Source organism: Arthrobacter sp., assembly GCF_031179385.1.
GTDB lineage: Bacteria > Actinomycetota > Actinomycetes > Actinomycetales > Micrococcaceae > Arthrobacter_D.
Genome location: NZ_JAPSHV010000002.1, coordinates 45,282 through 68,335, shown reverse-complemented (window position 1 = coordinate 68,335; position 23,054 = coordinate 45,282). Strand labels below are relative to the sequence as shown.

General features: G+C 65.5%; 22 protein-coding genes. 4 read left to right on the top strand and 18 right to left on the bottom strand.

Translation table 11 applies throughout. From position 1 onward, the window contains the following. The first annotated feature begins 44 nt into the window (after positions 1–44). Genes RIF85_RS00885 through RIF85_RS00875 form a run of 3 tightly spaced genes read left to right on the top strand, consistent with a single transcriptional unit; the run spans position 45 to position 2,894 of the window. Positions 45–881: an aldo/keto reductase gene (locus tag RIF85_RS00885; RefSeq protein ID WP_309070012.1), complete on the top strand. Its 837-nt coding sequence runs from the start codon at positions 45–47 to the stop codon at positions 879–881. Then, the gene (locus tag RIF85_RS00880; RefSeq protein ID WP_309070011.1) at positions 850–1,761 is read left to right on the top strand and encodes an alpha/beta hydrolase; all 912 of its coding nucleotides are present in this window, start codon (positions 850–852) and stop codon (positions 1,759–1,761) included. The genes RIF85_RS00885 and RIF85_RS00880 overlap by 32 nt, the downstream gene beginning before the upstream one ends. After that, entirely contained in the window at positions 1,761–2,894 is a 1,134-nt protein-coding gene (locus RIF85_RS00875; protein WP_309070010.1) for a glycosyltransferase family 1 protein, read from the top strand. Before RIF85_RS00880 ends, RIF85_RS00875 begins: the two co-directional genes overlap by 1 nt. Here RIF85_RS00875 and RIF85_RS00870 read toward each other — a convergent pair. The 13 genes from RIF85_RS00870 to pyrR all read right to left on the bottom strand — a co-directional run bounded on the left by RIF85_RS00870 (position 2,866) and on the right by pyrR (position 17,693). After that, on the bottom strand, positions 2,866–4,950 hold the full coding sequence (locus tag RIF85_RS00870) for a primosomal protein N' (RefSeq protein WP_309070009.1): 2,085 nt from the start codon (positions 4,948–4,950) through the stop codon (positions 2,866–2,868). The genes RIF85_RS00875 and RIF85_RS00870 overlap by 29 nt on opposite strands. 16 nt (positions 4,951–4,966) lie before the next feature. After that, positions 4,967–6,181, bottom strand: a complete 1,215-nt coding sequence (metK, locus tag RIF85_RS00865) for a methionine adenosyltransferase (RefSeq protein ID WP_309070008.1) — start codon at positions 6,179–6,181, stop codon at positions 4,967–4,969. 96 nt (positions 6,182–6,277) lie between these two features. Beyond that, on the bottom strand, positions 6,278–7,513 hold the full coding sequence (gene coaBC, locus RIF85_RS00860; protein WP_309070007.1) for a bifunctional phosphopantothenoylcysteine decarboxylase/phosphopantothenate--cysteine ligase CoaBC: 1,236 nt from the start codon (positions 7,511–7,513) through the stop codon (positions 6,278–6,280). Positions 7,514–7,543: 30 nt separating this feature from the next. Beyond that, positions 7,544–7,804: a DNA-directed RNA polymerase subunit omega gene (gene rpoZ, locus RIF85_RS00855; protein ID WP_309070006.1), complete on the bottom strand. Its 261-nt coding sequence runs from the start codon at positions 7,802–7,804 to the stop codon at positions 7,544–7,546. 46 nt (positions 7,805–7,850) lie between these two features. After that, positions 7,851–8,420 (bottom strand): guanylate kinase, encoded by a 570-nt coding sequence (gene gmk, locus RIF85_RS00850; protein WP_309070005.1) that lies wholly within the window; start codon positions 8,418–8,420, stop codon positions 7,851–7,853. A gap of 14 nt (positions 8,421–8,434) precedes the next feature. Beyond that, positions 8,435–8,770, bottom strand: coding sequence for an integration host factor, actinobacterial type (mihF, locus tag RIF85_RS00845; protein ID WP_309070004.1), 336 nt, complete (start codon positions 8,768–8,770; stop codon positions 8,435–8,437). Between the two features lie 98 nt (positions 8,771–8,868). After that, positions 8,869–9,729, bottom strand: a complete 861-nt coding sequence (gene pyrF / locus RIF85_RS00840) for an orotidine-5'-phosphate decarboxylase (RefSeq protein ID WP_309070041.1) — start codon at positions 9,727–9,729, stop codon at positions 8,869–8,871. Beyond that, entirely contained in the window at positions 9,726–13,037 is a 3,312-nt protein-coding gene (gene carB / locus RIF85_RS00835) for a carbamoyl-phosphate synthase large subunit (protein ID WP_309070003.1), read from the bottom strand. Before carB ends, pyrF begins: the two co-directional genes overlap by 4 nt. Then, complete coding sequence (gene carA / locus RIF85_RS00830) at positions 13,038–14,276, bottom strand: glutamine-hydrolyzing carbamoyl-phosphate synthase small subunit (protein WP_309070002.1); 1,239 nt, start codon at positions 14,274–14,276, stop codon at positions 13,038–13,040. Next, the gene (locus RIF85_RS00825) at positions 14,273–14,803 is read right to left on the bottom strand and encodes a hypothetical protein (RefSeq protein WP_309070001.1); all 531 of its coding nucleotides are present in this window, start codon (positions 14,801–14,803) and stop codon (positions 14,273–14,275) included. Before RIF85_RS00825 ends, carA begins: the two co-directional genes overlap by 4 nt. 3 nt (positions 14,804–14,806) lie before the next feature. Continuing rightward, a complete protein-coding gene (locus RIF85_RS00820; protein ID WP_309070000.1) occupies positions 14,807–16,126 on the bottom strand; it encodes a dihydroorotase in 1,320 nt (439 codons plus the stop codon). Beyond that, on the bottom strand, positions 16,123–17,121 hold the full coding sequence (locus tag RIF85_RS00815; protein ID WP_309069999.1) for an aspartate carbamoyltransferase catalytic subunit: 999 nt from the start codon (positions 17,119–17,121) through the stop codon (positions 16,123–16,125). The genes RIF85_RS00820 and RIF85_RS00815 overlap by 4 nt, the downstream gene beginning before the upstream one ends. Beyond that, positions 17,118–17,693, bottom strand: coding sequence for a bifunctional pyr operon transcriptional regulator/uracil phosphoribosyltransferase PyrR (gene pyrR / locus RIF85_RS00810; RefSeq protein WP_309069998.1), 576 nt, complete (start codon positions 17,691–17,693; stop codon positions 17,118–17,120). Before pyrR ends, RIF85_RS00815 begins: the two co-directional genes overlap by 4 nt. Before the next feature lie 98 nt (positions 17,694–17,791). On the opposite strand from pyrR, the gene RIF85_RS00805 reads away from it, so the two are divergent. Beyond that, the gene (locus RIF85_RS00805) at positions 17,792–19,060 is read left to right on the top strand and encodes a PrsW family intramembrane metalloprotease (RefSeq protein ID WP_309069997.1); all 1,269 of its coding nucleotides are present in this window, start codon (positions 17,792–17,794) and stop codon (positions 19,058–19,060) included. Between the two features lie 31 nt (positions 19,061–19,091). Here the strand turns inward: RIF85_RS00805 and nusB are convergent, their stop codons facing one another. The 5 genes from nusB to aroC all read right to left on the bottom strand — a co-directional run bounded on the left by nusB (position 19,092) and on the right by aroC (position 23,034). Further along, on the bottom strand, positions 19,092–19,502 hold the full coding sequence (gene nusB, locus RIF85_RS00800; RefSeq protein WP_309069996.1) for a transcription antitermination factor NusB: 411 nt from the start codon (positions 19,500–19,502) through the stop codon (positions 19,092–19,094). Further along, positions 19,499–20,062, bottom strand: coding sequence for an elongation factor P (gene efp, locus RIF85_RS00795; RefSeq protein WP_309069995.1), 564 nt, complete (start codon positions 20,060–20,062; stop codon positions 19,499–19,501). Before efp ends, nusB begins: the two co-directional genes overlap by 4 nt. 122 nt (positions 20,063–20,184) lie before the next feature. Continuing rightward, positions 20,185–21,276, bottom strand: coding sequence for a 3-dehydroquinate synthase (gene aroB / locus RIF85_RS00790; RefSeq protein WP_309069994.1), 1,092 nt, complete (start codon positions 21,274–21,276; stop codon positions 20,185–20,187). Beyond that, positions 21,266–21,793 (bottom strand): shikimate kinase, encoded by a 528-nt coding sequence (locus RIF85_RS00785; RefSeq protein ID WP_309069993.1) that lies wholly within the window; start codon positions 21,791–21,793, stop codon positions 21,266–21,268. The genes aroB and RIF85_RS00785 overlap by 11 nt, the downstream gene beginning before the upstream one ends. Positions 21,794–21,834: 41 nt before the next feature. Then, complete coding sequence (gene aroC, locus RIF85_RS00780) at positions 21,835–23,034, bottom strand: chorismate synthase (protein WP_309070040.1); 1,200 nt, start codon at positions 23,032–23,034, stop codon at positions 21,835–21,837. Between the last annotated feature and the right edge of the window lie 20 nt (positions 23,035–23,054).

Below are 23,054 nucleotides of genomic sequence, written 5' to 3'. Positions count from 1 at the left end.
TGATGCGACCGGATCCGTCTGCGCACCCTCGGTAGAGTCAGGGTATGCATAAACCGGGAAAGGTATCGATCTCCAACGGCGTCATGATGGACCGGTTGGGTTACGGGCTCTACAAGGTTCCCGCCGATGATGCCCACGGACTCTGCACCCTCGCGCTTGAGGCAGGCTACCGGCTGCTCGACACGGCGGCGATGTACGGCAATGAGGAGGGCGTGGGACGTGCCGTTCTCGACGCAGTCTCCGCCGGGTACGTTGAGCGGGGCGATGTATTCGTCACGTCGAAGGTGTGGAACGAGAACCACGGTTACCGTGCCACCCGCGAGGCGTTCGACGAGTCGATCCGCCGGCTCGGGCTCGACTACGTGGACCTCTACCTGATCCACTGGCCCTGCCCCGCGAAGGACCTCTATGTCGAATCGTGGCGGGCGCTCGAGGAGCTCTATGCCGGCGGGAGGGTGCGCGCCATCGGCGTGTCCAACTTCCAGCGCCATCACCTTGAGAAGCTTCTCTCCCAGACCGAGGTGGTGCCCGCAGTCAACCAGATCGAGCTCCATCCGTTCCTGCAGCAGCAGGGGCTGAGGGAGTTCAACGCTGAGCACGGCATCCTCACCCAGGCCTGGAGCCCGCTGGGCCGTGGTTCGCTGCTGACCAACACCACGATTACGCACATAGCGGCAAAGCATTCGCGGTCGCCGGCCCAGGTCATCCTGCGCTGGCACATGCAGATCGGTGTAGCCGCTGTTGTGAAGGCAAGCTCCCGCGGGCGTATCGAGGAGAACCTCCGCATCGACGACTTCACTCTCGATGCCGTGGACATGGCTGCGATCGAGCAGCTCAACTCGGACACCCGTGTCGGTTCACACCCGGACCTGGTCAACTGACGTGGTGCTCCTGATGCGCACGGGGACCGTGCGGACGCTCAACTTCGACGGAAAACTGCAGCGGTTCTGGGACTTTCCCGCAGTGCAGACGACCCCCGGCACGCGTTCGATCTTCATGGTGCATGGTTTTCGCGGCGACCATCACGGGCTGCTGCGCATCATCGAGGCGCTCCCAACCCACCGTGTCATAGCACCGGATCTACCCGGGTTCGGGCGCTCCGACCCGCTGGACGGGGAGCACGACGTCGAGGCCTACGCCGCGTTCGTCCGGAACAGTCTCGACCGCCTCGCCCTCGGGCCGGAGACCGTCCTCCTGGGTCATTCCTTCGGATCAATCATCGCCGCAAAGGCAGCAGCTGACGCTCCCGAAGCTTTCTCTGCTCTGGTGCTGATCAACCCCATCAGTGCGCCGGCACTTGAGGGTTCGAGCCGCGTTGCGACCCGCCTGGCTGCTCTGTATTACCGGGTGGGCGCCGCGCTGCCCGAAACGGCCGGGCACGCGCTGCTGAGCAATCGGATGATCGTCCGTGCCATGAGCGAGCTGATGGCCAAGACGCGCGACCGTCCCTTGCGCCGGTGGATCCATGGGCAACACCGCGCGTACTTCAGCGCCTTCGCCTCACGGGACGTCGTGCTGCAGGCATTCACCGCATCGATCAGCACAACCGTCCGGGACAGCGCCGCGCGCCTCCGGCTTCCCGTACTCCTGATCGCCGCGGCGAAAGACGACCTGGGAACGGTGCAGACCCAACAGGAACTTGCTTCGCTCATCCCCGATTCAAAGCTGGTGGTCCTTCCCGAGGTGGGGCACCTGATCCACTATGAGACACCCGAGGCCGCTGCGGAACACATCATCGACTTCCTGGGAAACAGAACCTGATGAGAATACTGATCGATGCCCGCTTCACGCGGACGGACCACCACGACGGAATCAGCCGGTACGGCGCCAGCCTCGTCGAAGCGCTCTCCCAGCGGGCTGATGTGACAATGCTGATTCACGACGACCGCCAGCTGGCACTCCTGCCCGAGGTGCCGCATGTGAAGATCAACAGCCCGTTCTCCCCCGCCGAGCTGTTCGTTGCCGCGCGCATCAACAGGCTTGAACCCGACGCGGTGTTCTGTCCCATGCAGACCATGGGCTCCTTCGGCCGTCGCTACCCGTTGGTGCTCACCCTGCACGACCTCATCTACTACCAGAACCGGACGCCCCCCAGGTTCCTGCCACTGCCCGTCCGGATACTCTGGCGGCTGTACCACCTTGCCTACTGGCCGCAGCGGTTGCTCCTGAATCGTGCCGACGTCGTTGCCACCATCTCGGAGACCACCCGGGCGCTGATGCAACAGCACCGGTTGACCCGGCGTCCGATCCGCATCGTCGGCAACGCGCCGCAGCCGGGTTCCAGGCCGCGCCCGCCGGGAGCGCAACCGGAGAAGTCACTGCTGTACATGGGATCGTTCATGCCCTACAAGAATGTCGAGACACTGCTGGCAGGGATGGCGGGTCTGCCGGACTACACCCTGCATCTCCTGAGCCGGATCACTCCCGAGCGGCAGCGCGAACTGGAAGCGCTGGTCCCGGCAGGTGCCGCCGTGGTCTTTCACAACGGCGTGACCGACGGCGAATACGAGCAGCTGCTGCGCTCCGGCACGGCCCTGGTGACGCTTTCACGAGCGGAAGGCTACGGACTCCCGGTCATTGAAGCGATGGCGCTTGGAACACCAGTGATAGCTGCGGATACGCCGATCTTCCGCGAGGTCGGAGGGAACGCGGCGCTGTATGTCGATCCGGACTCGCCTGAGGAGTTCGGCCGCGCTGTCCGCACGCTTGACGACCCGCTGCATTGGAGGGACGCTTCGGCGTCCGGCCGTGCCCAGGCGGATACCTACTCCTGGGAGACGTCAGCAGATTCTCTGATTGCCGCGCTCGAGGAAGCCGCCGAGCTCCATGCCAGGAGCCGTGCAACCAGCACTTCAAACCTAGGCGCTAGAGAACGTCGACGGCGTCGACCCTGACGTGCACGGGCTCTGTGGTGCGCCTGGCCGAGAGTGATACCCGGCGGGCGCGCAACGCGCTGACCACCTCCGCCGCGTCTCGGTAGCGGAAGAACAACAGGGTGCGGTGTGAGCCTGCCGCGGACTGCTGTCCCGGTTTCTGGACAGCCGGCGGCCCCGCTGGAGGACGCAGGGCCGTGGGACCCACGATCCTGCACGACGGCGGCAGGTGCAGTCCATCGATGAACGCTGCCAGTGCCTCCAATGACCCGCTCAGAGCCGCATAACGCACCGCCGGCGGCAACCCCAGCTCGGTGCGAAGCACCAGTTCACGTGTTGCCGCACCGGCTGGGTCCCAACGCACGAGGTGTCCGGCTGCGGCGTCGTCGTCGGCGGTGACGACCACGACCCCACCGGCCGACGCAGGCCTGGCGAGCACCGCCGCATTGAACCAGCGCTGCAGCGTGCTTTCCAGGGCGCGCAGCGATTCCCGTCCCAGCAGGGCGTTTCCGTCGAGCAGGAGTACGGCGGCATAGCCGGCGGCGGCCACCGGCTCGGCACCCGGCGTCGCGACCACCACGCGCGGGGAGTCGTCGACCTCATCGAGGATGTGATCGCCCGAAGAGGAGACTACAACTGCCCCCGGGAAGGCACGCCCCAGCTCCTCAGCGGTACGGGCCGCCCCACTCACTGTCGAGCGCAACCTGCCGCCCGAACAGTGCGGACAGCGCCAGGAATGCTCCGGCCTTCCGCACCAGCGGCAGGTGACCGCCGATCCGCGGCCCGACTGGGCCAGAGGCCCGGCACACTGGCGGCATCGTGCCGGCTCCCGGCAATCCTCGCAGGCCAGCGCCGGTGAGAAGCCCGTCCGTGCCACCTGGATCAGGACCGGCCCACGCTGCAGTCCATCCCTGGCTGCCCGCCAGGCGACCGGGGGTATGCGCACCTGGTGGGTGAGAGGTTCCCGCTCGGCATGATAGGTATCCGCTGAATGAAGCACCCTCGGAGCCAGCTGCCGGACAACAGCCCGGTCCGCCTGCATGGATTGCGCCCACCCGCTGTCCACCAGCCGCTGCGACTCGACACTCCGCGACGGTGCTGCGAAGAGCAGCGCGCAATCCTGAAGTTCGCTGCGCAGCAGGAGCACGTCGCGGGCATGGTGGTACGGTGCACGCGGTTCGCTGTGGGACTCGTCATTGTCGTCCCAGAGGATCACCAGCCCCAGATCCTTCACTGGAGCAAATGCCGCGGACCTCGTCCCCACGGCCACCCGGACCTGCCCATGCAAGAGCCTCAGGAAGTTGCGGTAACGAGGCGTCGGGCCGTCCTCGGCAGTCAGCCGGACGAAGGACTCCGTGCCGATGCGCTCCCCCAGCGCCCTTTCAACCCTCGCGAGATCGCGCTGGTCCGGCACGACGACGACGGCACCGCGTCCTGCCGCCCAGACGGCGTGGACGGCGTCGGCCAATTCAGCAGGCCAACCGTGTGGTCCATACCCGGCAACAGTGGTGAGCACGGCTCGTGGACTCTCACCCGCCGCGAGGCGCGACAGATAGGAGGCGCCGTTCAAGTACCGGACCAGCAGCGGAGACCTGTCTGGTTCGTCTGGACCACGCTGAGCGGCGCCCCTGGCCGGATCCGAAGGGAAGTCCTTCTCCACGCGCGCCACGCGCGGAGGCACCGCTGAGCGGAGGACATCACTGGTGGAACCGGCGTAACGGGCTGCGACGGCCGCTGCCAGCGCCACGACCTCCGGGCTGGCGACCGGCTGCCCGGACACCACCTTGCCCAACGGCAGCAGGCGGGCGGGACTGTCAGATTCCGCGAGCCGTTCCACTAGGAATGCCGCATGTTCCCGCCCGGCGAACCGCACCTTGACGCGGGCACCGGGGACGGCGTCGTCGTCGTACTCAGCGGGCACAAGGTAATCGAACGGCCGGTCCAGGTGCGGCAGCGGCGAGTCGATGATGACGCGGGCGACCGGGAGCTTCGAAGCAACCGGCGACTTCCCGCGGGGAGCCGCCGGTGCGGAAAAGCCCTGCAGCAGTGAAAGCTGCTGCCCCTCTTCGGAACTCATCGGCTCGGGACGGTTCCTAGGCGTTGAAGTAGCTCTTGAGTTCGTCAGTGCGGTCGGTGAGTTCCCAGTTGAAACCCTCGCCCTCGCGTCCGAAGTGCCCGTGTGCGGCGGTCTTCTGATAGATCGGGCGCAGCAGGTCCAGGGAGTTGATGATGGCCAGGGGGCGGAGATCGAAGATCTCATTGATCGCCGATCCGATGGCAGCGGGATCGACCTGTTCCGTGCCGAAGGTCTCGACGTAAATCCCAACGGGGTGCGCCATTCCGATGGCGTAGGCGATCTGGATCTCCGCGCGGCGGGCAAGTCCCGAAGCCACAACGTTCTTGGCCACCCAGCGCATCGCGTATGCGGCTGACCGGTCCACCTTCGAGGGATCCTTGCCGCTGAAGGCACCGCCGCCGTGGCGAGCCATTCCCCCGTACGTGTCGACGATGATCTTCCGTCCGGTCAGACCGGCGTCACCCACGGGTCCGCCGATCACGAATTCGCCGCCAGGGTTCAGGATGTGACGGACGTTCGAGACGTCCAGGTGCGAGGTGGCCAGAACCGGCGTGATGACGTGTTCCACCAGGTCGGCGCGCAGCGTCTCGAGGTCGACCTCCTGTGCGTGCTGCGACGAGATCACGACCGAGTCGACGCTGACGGGCTTGTCGCCGTCGTAGCCCACGGTGACCTGCGTCTTGCCGTCGGGCCGCAGATAGGGCAGCGTGCCGTCCTTCCGGACGTCCGTGAGCTGCTCTGACAACCGGTGCGCCAGCCAGATCGGCGTAGGCATCAGAACCGGCGTCTCATCGCTGGCATAGCCGAACATGATGCCCTGGTCACCGGCGCCCTGGGCATCGTACGGATCAGTGCTGGTGCCCTCGCGGCTCTCAAGGGAGGTGAAAACGCCTGAAGCGATCTCGGGCGACTGCTGGCCGATGGATACTGATACGCCGCAGCGCGCACCGTCGAAACCATTCGCCGAGGAGTCATAACCAATGCCGAGGATGGTCTTGCGGACGATCTCGGGGATCTCCACATAGGCTTCCGTGGTCACTTCGCCGGCCACATGGACCAGTCCTGTAGTGACGAGGGTCTCCACCGCCACGCGGGAGCGTGGATCCGCTTCCAGCAACGCATCGAGGATGCCGTCACTGATCTGGTCGCAGATCTTGTCCGGATGGCCCTCCGTCACCGATTCCGAGGTGAACAATCGCAAGGAAGGGCTAGGCGTATGGGGTGAATTCACGTGATCACTCTACTTGGTCAGGCGATGTAACTGGCGGGTTGTGTGACCGGGTGCTACGGCGGAAGCACTCCCCCGATGGTCACGCCGAAGGAGGTTTCAGGCGGGCTTTCCCGCTGCGCTCAGGGCTTCGGCGACTCGTTGCACGACGACCTGGGCCACGCTGACTTTCGTTCCCTTGACCGTTTCCGGCTCGGCACCGCCGGCATCCAGAAGGGTTATCTCGGTCGAGTCCTGACCGAAGACCAGCGAGCGGCCGACACGGTTCAAGACGAGCAGGTCACAGCCCTTGCGTTGAAGCTTTCGCAGCCCGTGCGCGAGCGGGGTGGCGTCCTCATCTCCGGTTTCCGCCGCGAACCCTACAATCACTGCCGGCGAGCCGAGGGTGCGCCGCTGCTGCACGGTTTCCACCAGGATGTCCGGGTTGCGGGTAAGCGTGATGACCGGGTTCTCGCCGTCGTCGCGCTTCTTGACCTTGGTCTCGGAGACCGACTCAGGCCGGAAATCGGCAACGGCAGCCGCCATGATGAGGGCGTCCGAGTGCTGGGCGAGCTTCAGGGTCGCTTCCCGCAGTTCTTCAGCGGTCTCGACGAGTGTCAGCTCGACTCCCGCCGGTGGCGGTACATCCATATGGGCCGCGATGAAATGGACCGTCGCGCCCGCTTCCAAGGCGGCTGCGGCCAGCGCCACGCCCTGCTTTCCCGATGACCTGTTCCCGAGGAACCGGACCGGGTCCAGCGGCTCGCGTGTGCCGCCCGCCGTGATGGTGAGCGTGCGTCCTGCCAGTGGGCGGGCGCCAGGCGCGGCCTGCCCGGAGAAGACCTTGAGCGCTGCGGCATAGATGATTTCGGGATCGGGCAGTCTTCCCGGCCCGGTATCAGTCCCCGTGAGACGCCCAACGGCCGGTTCAAGCACGACGGCGCCGCGTCGCCTCAGGGTCTCGACATTCGCCGCAGTGGCCGGGTGCTGCCACATCTCGGTATGCATGGCAGGCGCGAAAACCACCGGGGCGCGCGTCACCAGAAGGGAGCCTGTGAGCAGGTCATCCGCCATTCCGGCGGCTGCCCTGGCCAGCAGATCCGCGGTGGCCGGCGCGATGACCACCAGGTCCGCCTCCTGGCCAAGACGCACATGGCGGACCTGGTCGACGGCCTCGAACACACTGTTGCTGACGGGGTTTCCCGAGAGCGCCTCCCAGGTGGCAGTGCCCACGAACCGCTGGGCCGCTTCGGTGGGTATGACCGTTACGTTGTGGCCGGCCTCAGTGAACAAACGCAGGAGGGACGCCACCTTGTAGGCGGCGATCCCTCCTCCAACTCCCAGGATGATACGCACGTCGGTACCTTTGACTGACCGGCGGCGCGCTTACTCCGACGCTTCGGCGGGAGCAGCGACGAGCATGCCCTCGTTGATCTCGCGCAGTGCGATGGACAGCGGCTTCTCGTTCAGCTTGGTTTCCACCAGCGGACCAACATACTCGAAAAGGCCCTCATGGAGCTGCGAGTAGTAAGCGTTGATCTGGCGTGCGCGCTTGGCACCGTAGATCACGAGGGCGTACTTCGAGTCCGACGCTTCCAGCAGGGAGTCGATCGGCGGGTTGATGATGCCTTCGGGGTGAGTAGACACAAAATCTCCAATAGTCGCTGGGCCGTAGAGCTGGTGCGCGTGCTTTTCAGTGCGAGTGCGCGGTCAGGCCCATCAATGAAACAAGCTCATCTGCTGCGCGCTGAACGTCGTCATTGACCACGGTGTGGTCGAATTCCGGTTCGGCAGCAAGTTCCAGTTTAGCGGTTGCAAGGCGCTGCTGCTGTTCCTCGGGTGTTTCGGTGCCCCGACCGATCAATCGTCGCACCATTTCCTCCCAGCTGGGAGGCGCCAGGAAGACGAAGTTGGCATCCGGCATACTCTCCTTCACCTGACGCGCGCCCTGCAGATCGATCTCCAGCAATACGGTCTTACCGGCGTCCATGGCGGCTTTCACCGTGCGCCGGAGCGTGCCGTAGCGGTTCCGCCCGTGGACGACTGCCCACTCCAGCATCTGCCCGGTCGCCACAAGGTCGTCGAACTCCTCGGGTGAGACGAAGTGGTAGTGCACACCGTCTGTCTCACCCGGCCGGGGAGGACGCGTCGTGGCCGAAACGGACAACTCCACTTCGGGGTAGTTGTCACGGATGTAAGTGGAAACGGTGCCTTTGCCCACAGCCGTGGGGCCCGCGAGTACGGTCAGCCGCGGCTGATTCACGAATACTTCCTTCTCTAGTGGCGATTGTTCACCGGATGGTGCGTCAAGTGCTCAACGAGAGCCTTGCGCTGGTGGATGCCGAGGCCCCGCACCCTGCGGGTGGCTGCGATTCCCACGGCGTCCATGATGCCTGCAGCCCTTTTCTCCCCCACCCCGGGCAAGGCTTTCAACAGGTCCAGCACCCGGAGGCGGCCGATCGCTTCCTCCTGGCCTGAACCATTGATCACCTCGGCCACCGTAATCTCACCGGACTTCAGCCGGGACTTCAGCTCCGCCCGGACAGCCCGCGCCGCCGTCGCTTTTTCCCGCGCCAGTGTTCGTTCGCTATCGGTGAGAGGCTTGAGGCTCACTCGGGCTCCCTAGGCAGTTGAACCGTCGGTCGAACACCGGCAGTCACGGGTCTGGAGATTGGGCTTGCACTGAACCTATCTGCTCGGCTGACCGAAAATCAATCCGTCCCGGAACCGGTGCCGCGGGACAGGTCCACCGCTCGTTGGGTGGCGGCTGCCGCCTTGCGAAGACCCTCCACTGTGGGACCCGCGCTCAGGATTTCCCTGCTCGAGTTCGGGAGGACAAGGCCCGTTGCACCCCGGAAAGTGTCACGAAGCTCACGCTGCCCAGCCCCCTGTGCTCCCACTCCGGGCGCAAGAATCGGACCGTTGAGCGTGGAGAGGTCCAGTCCAAGGCGACGCACGGCCTCCCCGGCAGTGGCACCGATCACCAGTCCTACTGAGCCGGGTGCGCCGTCGCGGTTCTCTGCTGCGGCTGCCTCGACGATCCGTCGGGCGACCGAGTCCTCCCCTCCCACGTGCTGTACCGATGCGCCCTCCGGATTTGAGGTCAGAGCAAGGACGAACACGCCGCGGTTGGTTTCCCGGGCCGCGTCCAACGCAGGACGCAACGACTCGAAGCCCAGGTACGGACTCAGCGTGAGCGCGTCCGCCGCGAGGGCGGATCCATCGCGCAACCAGGCATCAGCGTAGCCTGCCATCGTGGAACCGATGTCGCCCCGCTTGGCGTCGGCGATCGTCAGCACGCCGGCCTCCGCGCTGCGGGACAACAACCGCTCCAACGCGGCCATACCCTGCGAACCGAGGCGCTCGAAAAGGGCGACCTGCGGCTTGATGACCGCCACCTGTCCCGCGACGGCCTCAAGGACCGTCGCGGAAAAGCGCTCGACGCCGTCCGGCGTATCGGGAAGCCCCCACGCACTCAGCAGCGCTGGGTGCGGGTCGACGCCCACACAGAGATTCCCGAGACGTTCGACGGCGGCCGCCAGTCGCTGCCCGAAGGTCGCCGTCACCGTCAGGCTCCGACCGGGTCCGGCACAGTTTCGCCGCGGACGGCGCGGGCGTGGTCCTGCAAACTGGTCACGGACCACTGGTAGGTACGAAGCGCCTCGATTGCCTGCACCGCGGCATTGAACTCCGCAACGGTGGTGATGCACGGGATGCCGATCGAGGTCGCTGCGGCGCGCAGCTGGTACCCGTCGCTGCGCGCTTCCCCGCCCGAAGGTGTGTTGAAGACCATATCGATCTCCCCTGCCACCACCAGGTCCGCGATCGTGCCCTCGCCTTCGGCGCTGCTGCCTTCGGCAACCTTGCGGACGGGCGTTGCCTGGATGCCGTTGCGGCGCAGGACGTCGGCGGTGCCGCCCGTTGAGACGATCTCGAAACCGAGGTCCGAGAGCCGCTTGACGCCCATGATGATCGAGCGCTTGTCGCGGTTGGCGACGGAGACAAAGACCTTGCCCTGGGTCGGCAGCGCGTTGTTGGCAGCAGCCTGGCTCTTCGCGAATGCCGTGTCGAAGTGCTTGTCGATGCCCATGACTTCACCCGTGGACCGCATCTCGGGGCCGAGCAGCGAATCGACCACTGTCCCCTCGGGTGTGCGGAATCGGCTGAACGGCAGCACAGCTTCCTTCACGGACACCGGGGCGGACAGCGGCAGGCGTGAACCGTCACCGGTTTCGGGCAGCATCTTGTACGCACTGCGGAGCTGGTGGATAGTGACGCCGGTTCCGATGAGGGCTGCCGCCTTGGCCATCTGCACACCTGTCGCCTTGGAGACGAACGGTACGGTGCGTGAAGCACGCGGATTCGCCTCGAGCACATAGAGCACATCGGAAGCCAGCGCGAACTGGATGTTGATCAGGCCGCGGACACCGACGCCCTCGGCGATCGCGTGGGTTGCCACGCGTACCCGCTCCAGGACATCGGTACCCAGGGTGATCGGCGGCAGGACGCAGGCGGAGTCGCCGGAGTGGATACCGGCTTCCTCGATGTGCTCCATGATGCCGCCCAGATACAGATCCTTACCGTCATAGAGCGCATCAACGTCGATCTCAACTGCGTCTTCAAGGAATCTGTCGATCAGAACCGGGTGGTCCGGTGTGATCTCGGTGGCGTTGAGGATGTAGCGCGACAGGTGCGCCTCGTCGTACACGATCTCCATGCCGCGCCCGCCCAGAACATACGAGGGGCGGACCAGGACCGGGTAACCGATCTCGTCCGCGATTGCGCGTGCGTCCTCGAAGGAAACCGCTGTGCCGTTCTTCGGGGCGATGAGTCCGGCTTCGGCCAGTACCCGTGCAAACTCTCCGCGGTGTTCCGCGAGATCGATAGCCTCCGGCGAGGTGCCGAGGATCGGGATCCCTGCGTCAGCGAGCTCCTGTGCCAGCTTCAGAGGGGTCTGCCCGCCGAGCTGGACGAAGACGCCCATGACGCCGCCGGTGCGCTCCTCGGCAGCGATGACCTCGAGCACATCCTCCAGGGTGAGCGGCTCGAAGTACAGCCGGGTGGAGACGTCGTAGTCCGTGGACACCGTCTCGGGGTTGCAGTTGACCATGACCGTCTCGTAACCCGCCTTGCGCAGCGCCATGGTGGCGTGCACGCAGGAGTAATCGAACTCGATGCCCTGCCCGATGCGGTTGGGGCCGGAGCCGAGGATGATGATGGACGGCTTTGCGTGCAGGCCCACTTCGTCCTCCTCGTCGTAGGAGGAGTAGTGGTACGGCGTGTAAGCAGCGAATTCCGCCGCACAGGTGTCCACCGTCTTGAAGACCGGCCTGATATCGAGTGCATGACGCACCCCTCGAATCACTGCCTCAGGGGTGTGCGTGAGCAGGCCGATCTGCTCATCCGAGAAGCCGTGGCGCTTGGCCAGCCGCAGGGTCTCGGGCTTCAGTCCCGTCGAGCGGACGGTTTCCGCAACCTCATTGAGCAGGACCAGCTGATCCAGGAACCAGGGGTCGATTCCGGTGGCCTTGTAGAGCTCGTCGACGCTCGCACCGCCCAGCAGCGCGCGCTGGACCTGGGACAGGCGTTCCGTGGTCGGGCGCTTTGCGGCTTCGACGAGTTCAGGCACATCGAACTCGCTGACGCGGTCGAAGCGGAGCTGGGAGCCCTTCTGTTCAAGGGACCGCAGCGCCTTCTGCAGCGCCTCGGTGAAGTTCCGGCCCATGGCCATCGCTTCGCCGACGGACTTCATGGTGGTGGTCAGGGTGTCATCCGCTGCGGGGAACTTCTCGAACGCGAACCTCGGCACCTTGACGACGACGTAGTCCAGGGTCGGCTCGAAGGATGCCGGGGTCTGGCGGGTGATGTCGTTCGGAATCTCGTCCAGGGTGTAGCCCAGGGAAAGCTTCGTGGCGATCTTCGCGATCGCAAAACCGGTCGCCTTCGACGCCAGTGCCGAGGAGCGGGATACCCGGGGGTTCATCTCGATGACCACTACCCGCCCGGTATCCGGTTCCACCGCGAACTGGATGTTGCAGCCGCCGGTATCGACGCCCACCTCGCGGATGACCGCAATCGAGATGTCACGCAGCCGCTGGTACTCGCGGTCGGTCAGCGTCAGCGCGGGAGCCACCGTGATGGAGTCTCCGGTGTGGACACCGACCGGGTCGAAGTTCTCGATGGAACAGACGACGACGACGTTGTCCTTCTTGTCGCGCATCATCTCCAGCTCGTATTCCTTCCACCCGAGAATGCTCTCCTCAAGCAGGACTTCGCTGGTGGGGCTGTACTGAAGGCCCTGGCCGACGATTCGTCGCAGGTCGTCCTCGTTGTAGGCCAGACCGGAGCCCAGCCCGCCCATGGTGAAGGAGGGCCGGACCACCATGGGGTAACCGAGGTCTCCCGCAGCGGCGAAGGCTTCGTCCAGCGAGTGGATGATGGCCGAGCGGGCAGACTCCGCCCCGCAGCGCTCGACGACGCCCTTGAACTTCTCGCGGTCCTCGCCAAGTTCAATCGCCGCGATGTTCGCGCCGATGAGTTCAACGCCGTACTTCTCGAGTACGCCGTTCTTGTCGAGCGCGATTGCGGTGTTGAGAGCCGTCTGGCCGCCCAGGGTGGGAAGGATCGCGTCCGGCCGCTCCTTGGCGATGATCTTCTCGACCACCTCCGGGGTGATCGGCTCGACGTAGGTTGCGTCAGCGAACTCAGGGTCCGTCATGATGGTGGCCGGATTGGAGTTGACCAGGATGACCCTGATTCCCTCCTCTTTCAGCACGCGCAGAGCCTGGGTGCCTGAGTAGTCGAACTCGGCCGCCTGGCCGATGACGATGGGTCCCGATCCGATGACCAGGACGGAGGTGAGGTCGGTTCTGCGGGGCATCTAGTTTTCTTCCTGCGCGGGGGTGGGTGCTTTGGAGACCTCGGAAGCATCAAGCTCGTCGGAGCCCGAGCGGGCAGCCTCAGCCATGAAGTCGATGAACCTGTCGAACAGGTACGCGGAGTCGTGCGGACCGGCGGCCGCCTCCGGGTGGTACTGAACCGAGAAGGCCGGCAGGTCCAGGCACGCGAGTCCCTCAACGACGTCGTCGTTGAGGCAGACGTGGCTCACCTCGACACGTCCGAAGCGCTCCTCGGGAGCGATAACCGGGCCGTCCAGCGGCGCGTCGACGGCGAAACCGTGGTTCTGGCTGGTGATTTCCACCTTGCCCGTGCGGCGGTCGAGAACCGGCTGGTTGATTCCCCGGTGCCCGTAGCGGAGCTTGTACGTCCCGAAGCCGAGCGCACGGCCGAGGATCTGGTTCCCGAAGCAGATGCCGAAGAACGGGGTCTTCGCATCGAGGACCTGGCGCAGCAGCGACACCTGGGCGTCCGCCGTGGAGGGATCTCCAGGCCCGTTCGACATGAAGACGCCGTCGGCACCCACGGCTACGACGTCGTCGTACGTTGCAGTGGCAGGCATCACGACGGTCCGCACGCCGCGCTGGGCGAAGTGCTTGGGCGTCATGGCCTTGATGCCGAGGTCCAGCGCGGCAACGGTGAAGCGGGGCTCTCCCTCCCAGCCGTGGTCGGAAGGTTCGACGACGTAGCGGGAGTCCACGCTCACTTCCTCCGCGAGCCGCGAGCCTTCCATGCTGTGTTGCCCGTTGACTGTGGCCAGCAGGTCGGCGTCGCTGCGGGCGGCGTCGGAGCCGGAGAAGATTCCTGCCTTCATGGCGCCGCGCTCCCGCAGGTGCCGGGTGATCGCGCGGGTGTCGACACCCTGAATTCCCACAACGCCCTGCTCGGCGAGTTCGTCATCGAGGCTCTTTTCAGAGCGCCAGTTCGAGGGACGCCGGGCCGGGTCACGGACGATGTAGCCGGCGACCCAGATCTGGCGGGACTCGGCGTCGTCGCGGTTCACACCGGTGTTGCCGATGTGCGGCGCTGTCTGGACCACCAATTGCCGCGCGTAGGACGGGTCGGTGATCGTTTCCTGGTACCCGGTCATCCCGGTGGCGAAGACGGCCTCGCCAAGGGCGGTGCCCTGAGCGCCGTAGCTCTGCCCACGGAAAGTCCGCCCGTCCTCGAGGACCAAAACCGCCGCGGCACCGGCTCCTGTTACTCCCGCGTGTGTTGTCACTGTACTTCCTTGCTTGTGGGGTTGGTCAGGGGGTCGGTGTCCTCGATCAGCTCACTGATCGCTGCCAGGAGCTGCGGTTTGTCCGCCGCGTACCTGGTCCGGAAACCCGTATCGAAAGTGTGCGAGTCCATCGTCCAGGACACGACCACCAGTCCGTCCTTCTCGACGAATTTTCCGGCCATGCCCCGCTCCAGACGCACACCGGTCAGGTTCTGCCTGGCGATGTACACCTCTGTGTCTCCGGAGCGGTCGAACAGCAGACCGTGTGAATAGACGGCCGCAGTTGCGGTGGCCTTGTTTCCCAGTCCGTGCGCTGTGACCCGGTCCAGCCAGTCCCCGCCTGTGGTGGTGACGACGTACTGGCCTTCGGCCGCGTAAACCGGTGCTCCCCGGTCCTCCGGGGCATCCGCGGGCGCACTGAGCGTCTGCTGGCGCTTGAGGCGGTTTCTCCAGCCCACTGCCATCAGCCCCGCCAGCAGCACGATGGCGGCCAAGGATATGGCGACGGCTGTTATTGCTACGTCCACGCTTCAGTCCCCTTGTGCATCGGGATGCGGTGTGTTGAGCCGCCCTTCCAGCACCGTGGGATGCCCGGCGAAGAAGGTTGCGACGACGGCGCCCGGCAGTTCGAGGCCGGCGAAGGGACTGTTGCGGCCCTTGGTAGCCATTTTATGGGGATCGACCGTCCACCTGGCTGCAGGATCCACCAGTGTGAGATTTGCCATCTCACCGGCTGCCAGCGGCCTGCCCTGGGTCTGAACCCGTCCGATCTGAGCGGGAAGGATGGACGTCGCCTCCGCGAAGCGCGCCCAGTCCATCAGCCCGGTCTCGATCATGGCGTGCTGGACTACCGAGAGTGCGGTCTCAAGGCCGGTCATCCCCATCGCGGCCTGCGCCCATTCGCATTCCTTGTGCTCGGACGGGTGCGGCGCGTGGTCGGTTCCGACCACGTCGATCGTCCCGTCGGCCAGGGCCTCACGGAGCGCAGTGACGTCCTCGTTCGTCCGTAGCGGCGGGTTCACCTTGTAGACCGGATTCCAGGAACGGACCAGTTCGTCGGTGAGCAGCAGATGGTGGGGCGTGACCTCAGCTGTCACGTTGACCCCGCGCTGCTTCGCCCAGCGGATGATCTCAACCGAACCGGCCGTTGACACATGGCACACATGGAGGCGCGAGCCCACATGCTGAGCCAGCAGGACGTCCCTGGCGATAATGCTCTCCTCAGCCACGGCCGGCCATCCCGCCAGGCCCAGGACAGCAGACACTGCGCCCTCGTTCATCTGGGCGCCCTCGGTGAGGCGGGGCTCCTGCGCGTGCTGGGCGACCACGCCGTCGAACGCTTTCACGTACTCGAGCGCGCGGCGCATGAGTACCGGATCGGACACGCAGATGCCGTCGTCGGAGAAGACCCGCACACCCGCCCTGGACTGCGCCATCGCGCCGAGTTCGGCGAGCCGCTCCCCCGCGAGGCCAACGGTGACGGCGCCCACCGGACGGACATCGACCCAGCCGGCCCGCCGGCCGAGTGCGTAGACCTGTTCCACCACGCCCGCGGTATCAGCCACCGGCATGCTGTTGGCCATGGCGTGCACAGACGTGTAACCGCCCATCGCCGCCGCGCGTGTGCCGGTCTCCACTGTTTCGGCATCCTCACGCCCCGGCTCGCGGAGGTGCGTGTGGATGTCCACCATGCCGGGCAGGAGGACCAGCCCGTCAGCGTCGACCACGACGGCACCGGCCGATGAAAGGGATCGTCCCCGCTCAGCGATACGCCCGTCCGCGACGAGCACGTCGACGCCGGTTTCACCAGCGGCCGTGGTGGCGCCCTTGATCAGGTAGGTGGTCGTCATACTGTTGCCTCCTGGGCGGGGGTCGGCTGCGTTGAGTCATCGCCTGAAAGCAGCAGGTACAGCACGGCCATGCGGACCGATACGCCGTTGCGTACCTGGGCCAGGACCGTCGAACGGGGGGAGTCGGCTGCGGCCGACGAGATTTCGAGGCCCCGGTTCATGGGGCCGGGGTGCATGATGATGGTGTCCTTGCCTGCGGATACTTCCAGCGCAGCCAGGCGATCGTCGTCGAAACCCCAGGTGCGGGCATACTCGCGGGCGGAGGGGAAAAAGGCTGCATTCATCCGTTCGCCCTGGACCCGGAGCATCATGATGGCGTGCGGGCCTGTGGCGAGCACCTCATCAAGGTCGAAGCTGACCCTGCAGGGCCAGTCCGCAATCCCGACGGGCAAAAGGGTCGGCGGGGCGACGAGCGTCACTTCAGCACCGAGGGTGGTCAGCAGCCACAGGTTGGATCGGGCCACGCGGGAGTGAAGGACGTCCCCGACGATAGCGATGCGAAGGCCCCGCAGGTCCTCACCGAGGGAGGCCCTGCCCGCAATCTGCGACCAGTGCCGGCGGAGCGTGAATGCGTCCAGCAGCGCCTGTGTCGGGTGCTCATGGGTGCCGTCACCGGCGTTGACCACAGCAGCGTCGATCCAGTCCGAGGCCGCGAGCCTCGCCGGTGCGCCCGACGCCCAGTGCCGGATGACCACGGCATCGGCGCTCATTGCCTCAAGGGTTTGTGCCGTGTCCTTGAGTGATTCGCCCTTGGACACAGACGAGCCCTTGGCTGCGAAGTTAATCACGTCGGCTGACAGGCGCTTGGCCGCGGCCTCGAAAGAGATACGGGTCCGCGTCGAATCCTCGAAGAACAGGTTGACAACGGTCCGCCCGCGCAGAGCGGGAAGCTTCTTTACTTCCCGCTCGCCGACCAAGGCCATCTCTTCAGCCGTGTCGAGGATCCGGATGGCGTCCGCGGCCGAGAGGTTCTCGGTGGACAGGAGGTGCTTCATGCCGGACCTTCAATCACTACTTCGTCGACCGAGTCCACCTCAGTGATCCTTACCCGAACCTTTTCCGCGGATGAGGTGGGCAGGTTCTTCCCGACGTGATCCGCGCGGATCGGCAGCTCACGGTGCCCGCGGTCGACCAGTACCGCCAGACGGACGACGCGGGGCCGCCCGATGTCAACGATGGCATCCAGCGCTGCACGGATGGTGCGCCCGGAATAGAGCACGTCATCCACCAGCACGACCACCTTGTCATCGATACCGGCGGGAGGCAGTTTTGTGGGACCCGGGGGCCGGGTGGGGTGCTTACGCAGGTCGTCCCGGAACATCGTGACGTCGAGCCGTCCGACCATCGCGTCCGGGTTCACTGCGGGATCTGTGCGCGCTATCTTGCGCGCCAGACGCTGCGCGAGGGGGAATCCGCGGCGCGGAATTCCCAGCAGCACCAGATCCTGGGAGCCCTTGTTGGCTTCGAGGATCTCGTGGGCGATACGGGTCAAGGCCCGATCTATGTCAGCTTCTCCGAGGACCGTGCGGAACACGAATCCTCCGGATTCAGGGCTGGGTACACTCAAGGAACGCGTCCTCCTTCTCCGCCTCACAGGACGGCCTTTAAAGGGTTGGCTGCGCGTTCAAAACTACCACAGGCGTCCGGTCCACCTATCCTGTGTGGATGAGTATGAACTCGGGGAACTTCCAGCGCCGCTCGGGCCTGCAGGCTCAACCAGGGCAGCGGCCCCCGCTGGGGATGTGGCAGCAGGTGCACACGGGGCCGTCGGTCCCACCCGCTCCACACCCTGCCGCCGGGCTCGCAGCGCCTGGGAGGAAGCGCTCCTCCCCTGCAGGCGCCGCCGTCGTCAACGCACTTCTGCTCATCTGCGCGGGCCTCGTGCTCGCCGGAGTCGCAGCGCTGGTAACAGCACAGCTTGGCACCTCGGCCCTGATTCTGTGCGCGGCACTGGCGCTCGTGCCGCTGGCAATTTGCCTTGCGGGCATCCGCTGGGTCGATCGGTGGGATCCGGAGCCCCGGGGTGCGCTCGTGTTCGCCTTTCTCTGGGGTGCGGGGATGTCCGTTGCCGTGACGCTTCTGCTTGGTCCAACCGTCACACTGCTTCTGACGGAGGGGCTGGACGGCGCGACCGCGGACGTCGTCGGTCCTGTCTTTCAGGCTCCGCTGGTCGAAGAGGTGGCGAAAGGACTGGGTGTCCTCATTCTGGTGGCATCCCGCCGCAGCCATTTCGACGGGCCGGTGGACGGGATCGTTTACGCCGGTACGGTGGCCGCAGGTTTCGCCTTCACCGAGAACATCCTGTATTTCGGGTCAGCGCTGGCAGATCCGGCGGGACTGGGCGGGCTGATCACCGTCTTCGTGATGCGCGGACTCTTCTCACCTTTCGCACACGTCATGTTTACCGGTGCGCTGGGCCTGGTACTCGGCATAGCGGTTGCGAAAGGCCGCACCAGGGGCAGGCTGGCGCTAGCGTTCATTCTCGGCCTTGTACCCGCAATCGCCGGGCACATGTTGTGGAACGGAGGCCTCGTGGTGTTGTTCACCGACTTTTTCTCGTTCTACTTCCTCGTTCAGGTGCCGCTGTTCCTCGCGGTGATCGCCGTGGTGATAGGACTGCAGCGGGCAGAACGCGCGGTGACCTATCAGCGACTGGCCGAATACGCCGGTTCGGGCTGGCTCACCGGCCAGGAAGTGGACATGGTTGCCTCCGCGAGGGGTCGCTCGTCAGCTCTCGCATGGGCTCGGCGCATCGGGGCCGGACCCGCGATGAAGCGTTTCGTCAGAACCGGCGTACGGCTCGCTTTCGTGCGTCAACGGCTTCGCGCCGGACATTCAGCTGCGGCGGATCCGCAGCTCGAAGCGGATCTGCTCCATGAACTGAACGCCGCCCGCCGGCAGATCATTGCAGCAGCGTCCGGGCGCCGGTTCTGAACCAGCGGCGCACGGACGCAGTGGGTGCCGACTACGCGAGCAGTGTCGGCTTGAGCTGCTGCAGCCTGCCGAGCAGGCCATTGATGAAGGCGGGCGACTCGTCAGTTGAGAGCATGGTCGCCAGTTGGACGGCCTCACTGACGGCAACCGTATCCGGGACATCCTCGTTGTACAGCAGTTCCCAGGAGCCGACGCGGAGAATCATGCGGTCCACGGCCGGCATCCGGTCCAGCGTCCACCCCTGTGAGTAGGTGCTGAGGAATTCGTCGATCTGGGTGCCGTGGGCCATGACGCCCTCAATGATCTCCACCGAGTACTCGTTAATGACCGTATCTGTCTTCTCACGGCGACCCTGAAGTGCTTCGATCGGCGAGACGGAACGCTGCTCGGCCTCGAACAGAATATCCAGAGCCCTACGCCGTGCTTTGCTACGGGCGCTCACTCGTTGACGCGTCCCAGGTACTCACCGGTGCGGGTGTCAACCTTCACCTTGGTGCCGGTCTCGAGGAACAGCGGCACCTGGATCTCGTACCCGGTTTCCACGGTGGCCGGCTTGGTGCCTCCGGTGGAGCGGTCGCCCTGCAGGCCCCGCTCGGTGTAGGTGATTTCGAGGACAACCGACGGCGGCAGCTCGAGATAGAGCGGTGAACCCTCGTGCATCGCGATTGTTGCCATCTGGCTCTCGAGCATGAAGTTCTCGGCGCTGCCTACGGTTGCACCCGGGACCGTGATCTGGTCATAGTCCGTGGTGTCCATGAACACGAAGTCGTCGCCGTCCTTGTACAGGTACTGGTAGTCGCGGCGGTCCACCGTGGCGGTCTCGATTTTGAGCCCGGCGTTGAACGTCTTGTCGACAACCTTCCCCGAAAGGATGTTGCGTAGCTTGGTGCGGACGAAGGCGCCGCCCTTGCCTGGCTTGACGTGCTGGAATTCAAGCACGTTCCAGAGGTTTCCCTCGAGCTTGAGGACGGTGCCATTCTTGATGTCGTTCGTGGTGGCCACGGGTTCTCTTTCGTCGATTGACTGATGGTTGGCTTTGCGTCGCAGCAGGCGCAGCGCACGACTGCTCGGGATCTGCCCGCCAAAAGACCAGAGTCCAGTCTACCCTGCCGGACGAACCGGATTCAGGAAGCGATCTCCTGGTATGCGGCGAAGAGGAGCGACGTGTCCGGTACCTCGAGGATCCCCGGGCGGGCGACGTCGTCGAGCACAACGAAGCGAAGCAGATCGCCGCGGGCCTTCTTGTCGCGCCGCATTCCATCCAACAGCGCTGCCCAACGGTCCTTGCGGTAGGTCACCGGAAGCCCCAGCGACTCCAGAATCGCGCGGTGTCTGTCCGCGGTCGCGTCGTCCAGCCGTCCAACCATACGGGAGAGCTCCGCCGCGAAAACCAGCCCTACCGAGACAGCAGCGCCGTGGCGCCAGGAGTACCGTTCCGCCAGTTCGATGGCGTGGGCAAGAGTGTGTCCATAGTTGAGGAACTCTCGTCGCCCCGATTCCTTGAGATCCTCGGACACTACGGCGGCCTTGACTGCGATTGACCGTTCCACGAGCTCGCGGACGACCTCGCTGTTGGAGTTCCTCACAGCTTCCGGATCCGACTCGATCAGTTCGAGGATTCGCGGGTCGGCGATGAAACCGCACTTCACCACCTCAGCCATGCCCGTGATGAGTTCGTTGGCCGGCAGGGTCTGGAGCGCATCGAGATCGGCAAGCACGCCTGCCGGCGGATGGAAAGCCCCGACGAGGTTCTTGCCCTCGGCGGTGTTGATCCCCGTCTTGCCACCCACTGCGGCGTCGACCATGCCGAGCAGCGTAGTGGGCAGGTGGACCACCTTGACGCCGCGCAGCCAGGTTGCAGCAACGAAACCGGCGACGTCGGTCACCGCGCCTCCCCCGACAGCCACTATTGCGTCTGACCGGGTGAAATCGTTCTGGCCGAGGACCTGCCAGCAGAACGCTGCCACCTGGATGTGCTTGCCCTCTTCGGCGTCAGGGATCTCGGCGGTGACGGCGGTGAACCCATCACCGTCCAGTTGCTCCCGCACAGTGTCTCCGGTGGAGCGCAGAGCCCGGGGGTGAATCACGAGAACGCGCCGGACGCGTTCACCCAGCAGCGGCGATAGCCGGTCGAGCAGTCCCCGCCCCACAACGACGTCGTAGTTTTCCGACGGGGCGCTGCCCGTGACGCGGATTGCAGTAGGTTCAGCGGTCATTGCCGAGAGTCCCTTCCTCTGTGAACTTAGTGCGGCGCAGCTGCGCCTCGAGGCGGTCAACGACGATATCGGGGGTAGCATCCCGGGTGTCGATCACGGCGTCCGCCAGCGCTTCGTAAATTGGGCGCCGTTCCCGGTCGAGACGGGCCCAGGTTTCGCCGGCGTTGCCGGCCAGGAGCGGTCTGCCGGTGTCACCGGCCAGGCGCGGCAGAACCGTCGCCAGGTCGGCGTCCAGGAACACCACGAAGGCCGATTGCAGGAGGCGCTGCGTTGCGCTGTGGAGTACTGCTCCCCCGCCGAGGGAGATGACTGTACCTCGTCCCGCCTCTTTTTCAGCCTCCGACAGGACCTGCGAAACGATATCGGCCTCAATGCGGCGGAACTCGGGTTCACCCCGGCTGGCGAAAATCTCAGGAATTGGTCCGTGCCGGTCGACGATCTCCGCGTCCGTATCGATGAACCGCCAACCGTGCCGGACAGCGATGCGCCGACCGACGGTCGACTTGCCGGTGGCCATCAGACCGATGAGTACCAGCGGTCGATCAGCCGCCGGCAACATCAGGACGTAACCGAGTTCAGCGCCGCCGGGATGTTCTCGAGATAGGAGTTGAGATTGCGCTTCGTCTCCTCAACGGAGTCGCCGCCGAACTTCTCGGTGACTGCTTCCGCGAGAACCAGGGCGACCATGGCCTCGGCAACCACTCCCGCCGCGGGGACAGCACAGACGTCCGAGCGCTGGTGGTGTGCCTTGGCGGCGTCGCCCGTGGTGACGTCGATGGTCTGGAGTGCCCGGGGCACGGTGGCGATTGGTTTCATGGCAGCACGCACCCGCAGAACGTCACCGATGCTCATGCCGCCTTCGATGCCGCCTGCGCGGTTGGTGGCGCGTCCGATGCGTCCGCTGTCCTCGCGGACAATCTCGTCATGGGCTGCGGAACCGCGCCGACGCGCGGTCTCGAAGCCGTCACCGACCTCCACGCCCTTGATCGCCTGGATTCCCATGAGTGCACCGGCGAGGCGGGCGTCCAGCCTGCGGTCCCAGTGAACGTAGCTTCCCAGTCCCGGAGGGAGACCGTAGGCGAGGACCTCGACAACGCCGCCGAGTGTCTCACCCTCCTTGTGGGCTGCATCGACTTCGGCGACCATGGCGGTGGAGGTGTCGCGGTCGAAGCAGCGCAGCGGATCTTCGTCCAGCGCCAGCACGTCTCGGGGCCCGGGCAGCTCGGAGCCTTCCGGAACCGCGACGGAGGCGACGGCGACGGTATGGCTGACGAGTTCGATACCGAGAGCGGACAGGAACTGCGCCGCAACGGTACCGAGGGCTACCCGCGCCGCTGTTTCCCTGGCGCTTGCGCGTTCGAGCACCGGCCGCGCCTCATCGAAGCCGTACTTCTGCATCCCGGTGAAGTCAGCGTGCCCCGGGCGAGGCCTTGTCAACGGTGCGTTGCGGGCCGAGTTCTCGAGGATGGCGGCGTCCACCGGATCAGCGGACATGACCTGCTCCCACTTTGGCCATTCCGTGTTTCCCACCTCGACGGCAACGGGGCCGCCCTGGGTCAGACCATGCCGGACGCCGCCGATGATTCGTACCTGGTCCTGTTCAAACTTCATCCGGGCACCACGGCCGTATCCCAGACGCCGACGAGCCAAAGCCGCCTGAATGGACTCGCTCGCAATCTCGACGCCAGCGGGCATTCCCTCAATGATTCCAACCAGAGCAGGGCCGTGGGATTCCCCGGCCGTCAACCAACGCAACATAACGTCCATCCTGCCACGGT

Coding starts and splice junctions, on each gene's coding strand:
- RIF85_RS00870 (WP_309070009.1), bottom strand. CDS start 4,950: ATGAGTTCCGAAGAGGGGCAGCAGCTTTCACTGCTGCAGGGCTTTTCC.
- RIF85_RS00885 (WP_309070012.1), top strand. CDS start 45: ATGCATAAACCGGGAAAGGTATCGATCTCCAACGGCGTCATGATGGAC.
- aroC (WP_309070040.1), bottom strand. CDS start 23,034: ATGTTGCGTTGGTTGACGGCCGGGGAATCCCACGGCCCTGCTCTGGTT.
- RIF85_RS00875 (WP_309070010.1), top strand. CDS start 1,761: ATGAGAATACTGATCGATGCCCGCTTCACGCGGACGGACCACCACGAC.
- aroB (WP_309069994.1), bottom strand. CDS start 21,276: ATGACCGCTGAACCTACTGCAATCCGCGTCACGGGCAGCGCCCCGTCG.
- RIF85_RS00785 (WP_309069993.1), bottom strand. CDS start 21,793: ATGGCCACCGGCAAGTCGACCGTCGGTCGGCGCATCGCTGTCCGGCAC.
- RIF85_RS00820 (WP_309070000.1), bottom strand. CDS start 16,126: ATGACGACCACCTACCTGATCAAGGGCGCCACCACGGCCGCTGGTGAA.
- RIF85_RS00815 (WP_309069999.1), bottom strand. CDS start 17,121: ATGAAGCACCTCCTGTCCACCGAGAACCTCTCGGCCGCGGACGCCATC.
- carB (WP_309070003.1), bottom strand. CDS start 13,037: ATGCCCCGCAGAACCGACCTCACCTCCGTCCTGGTCATCGGATCGGGA.
- RIF85_RS00805 (WP_309069997.1), top strand. CDS start 17,792: ATGAGTATGAACTCGGGGAACTTCCAGCGCCGCTCGGGCCTGCAGGCT.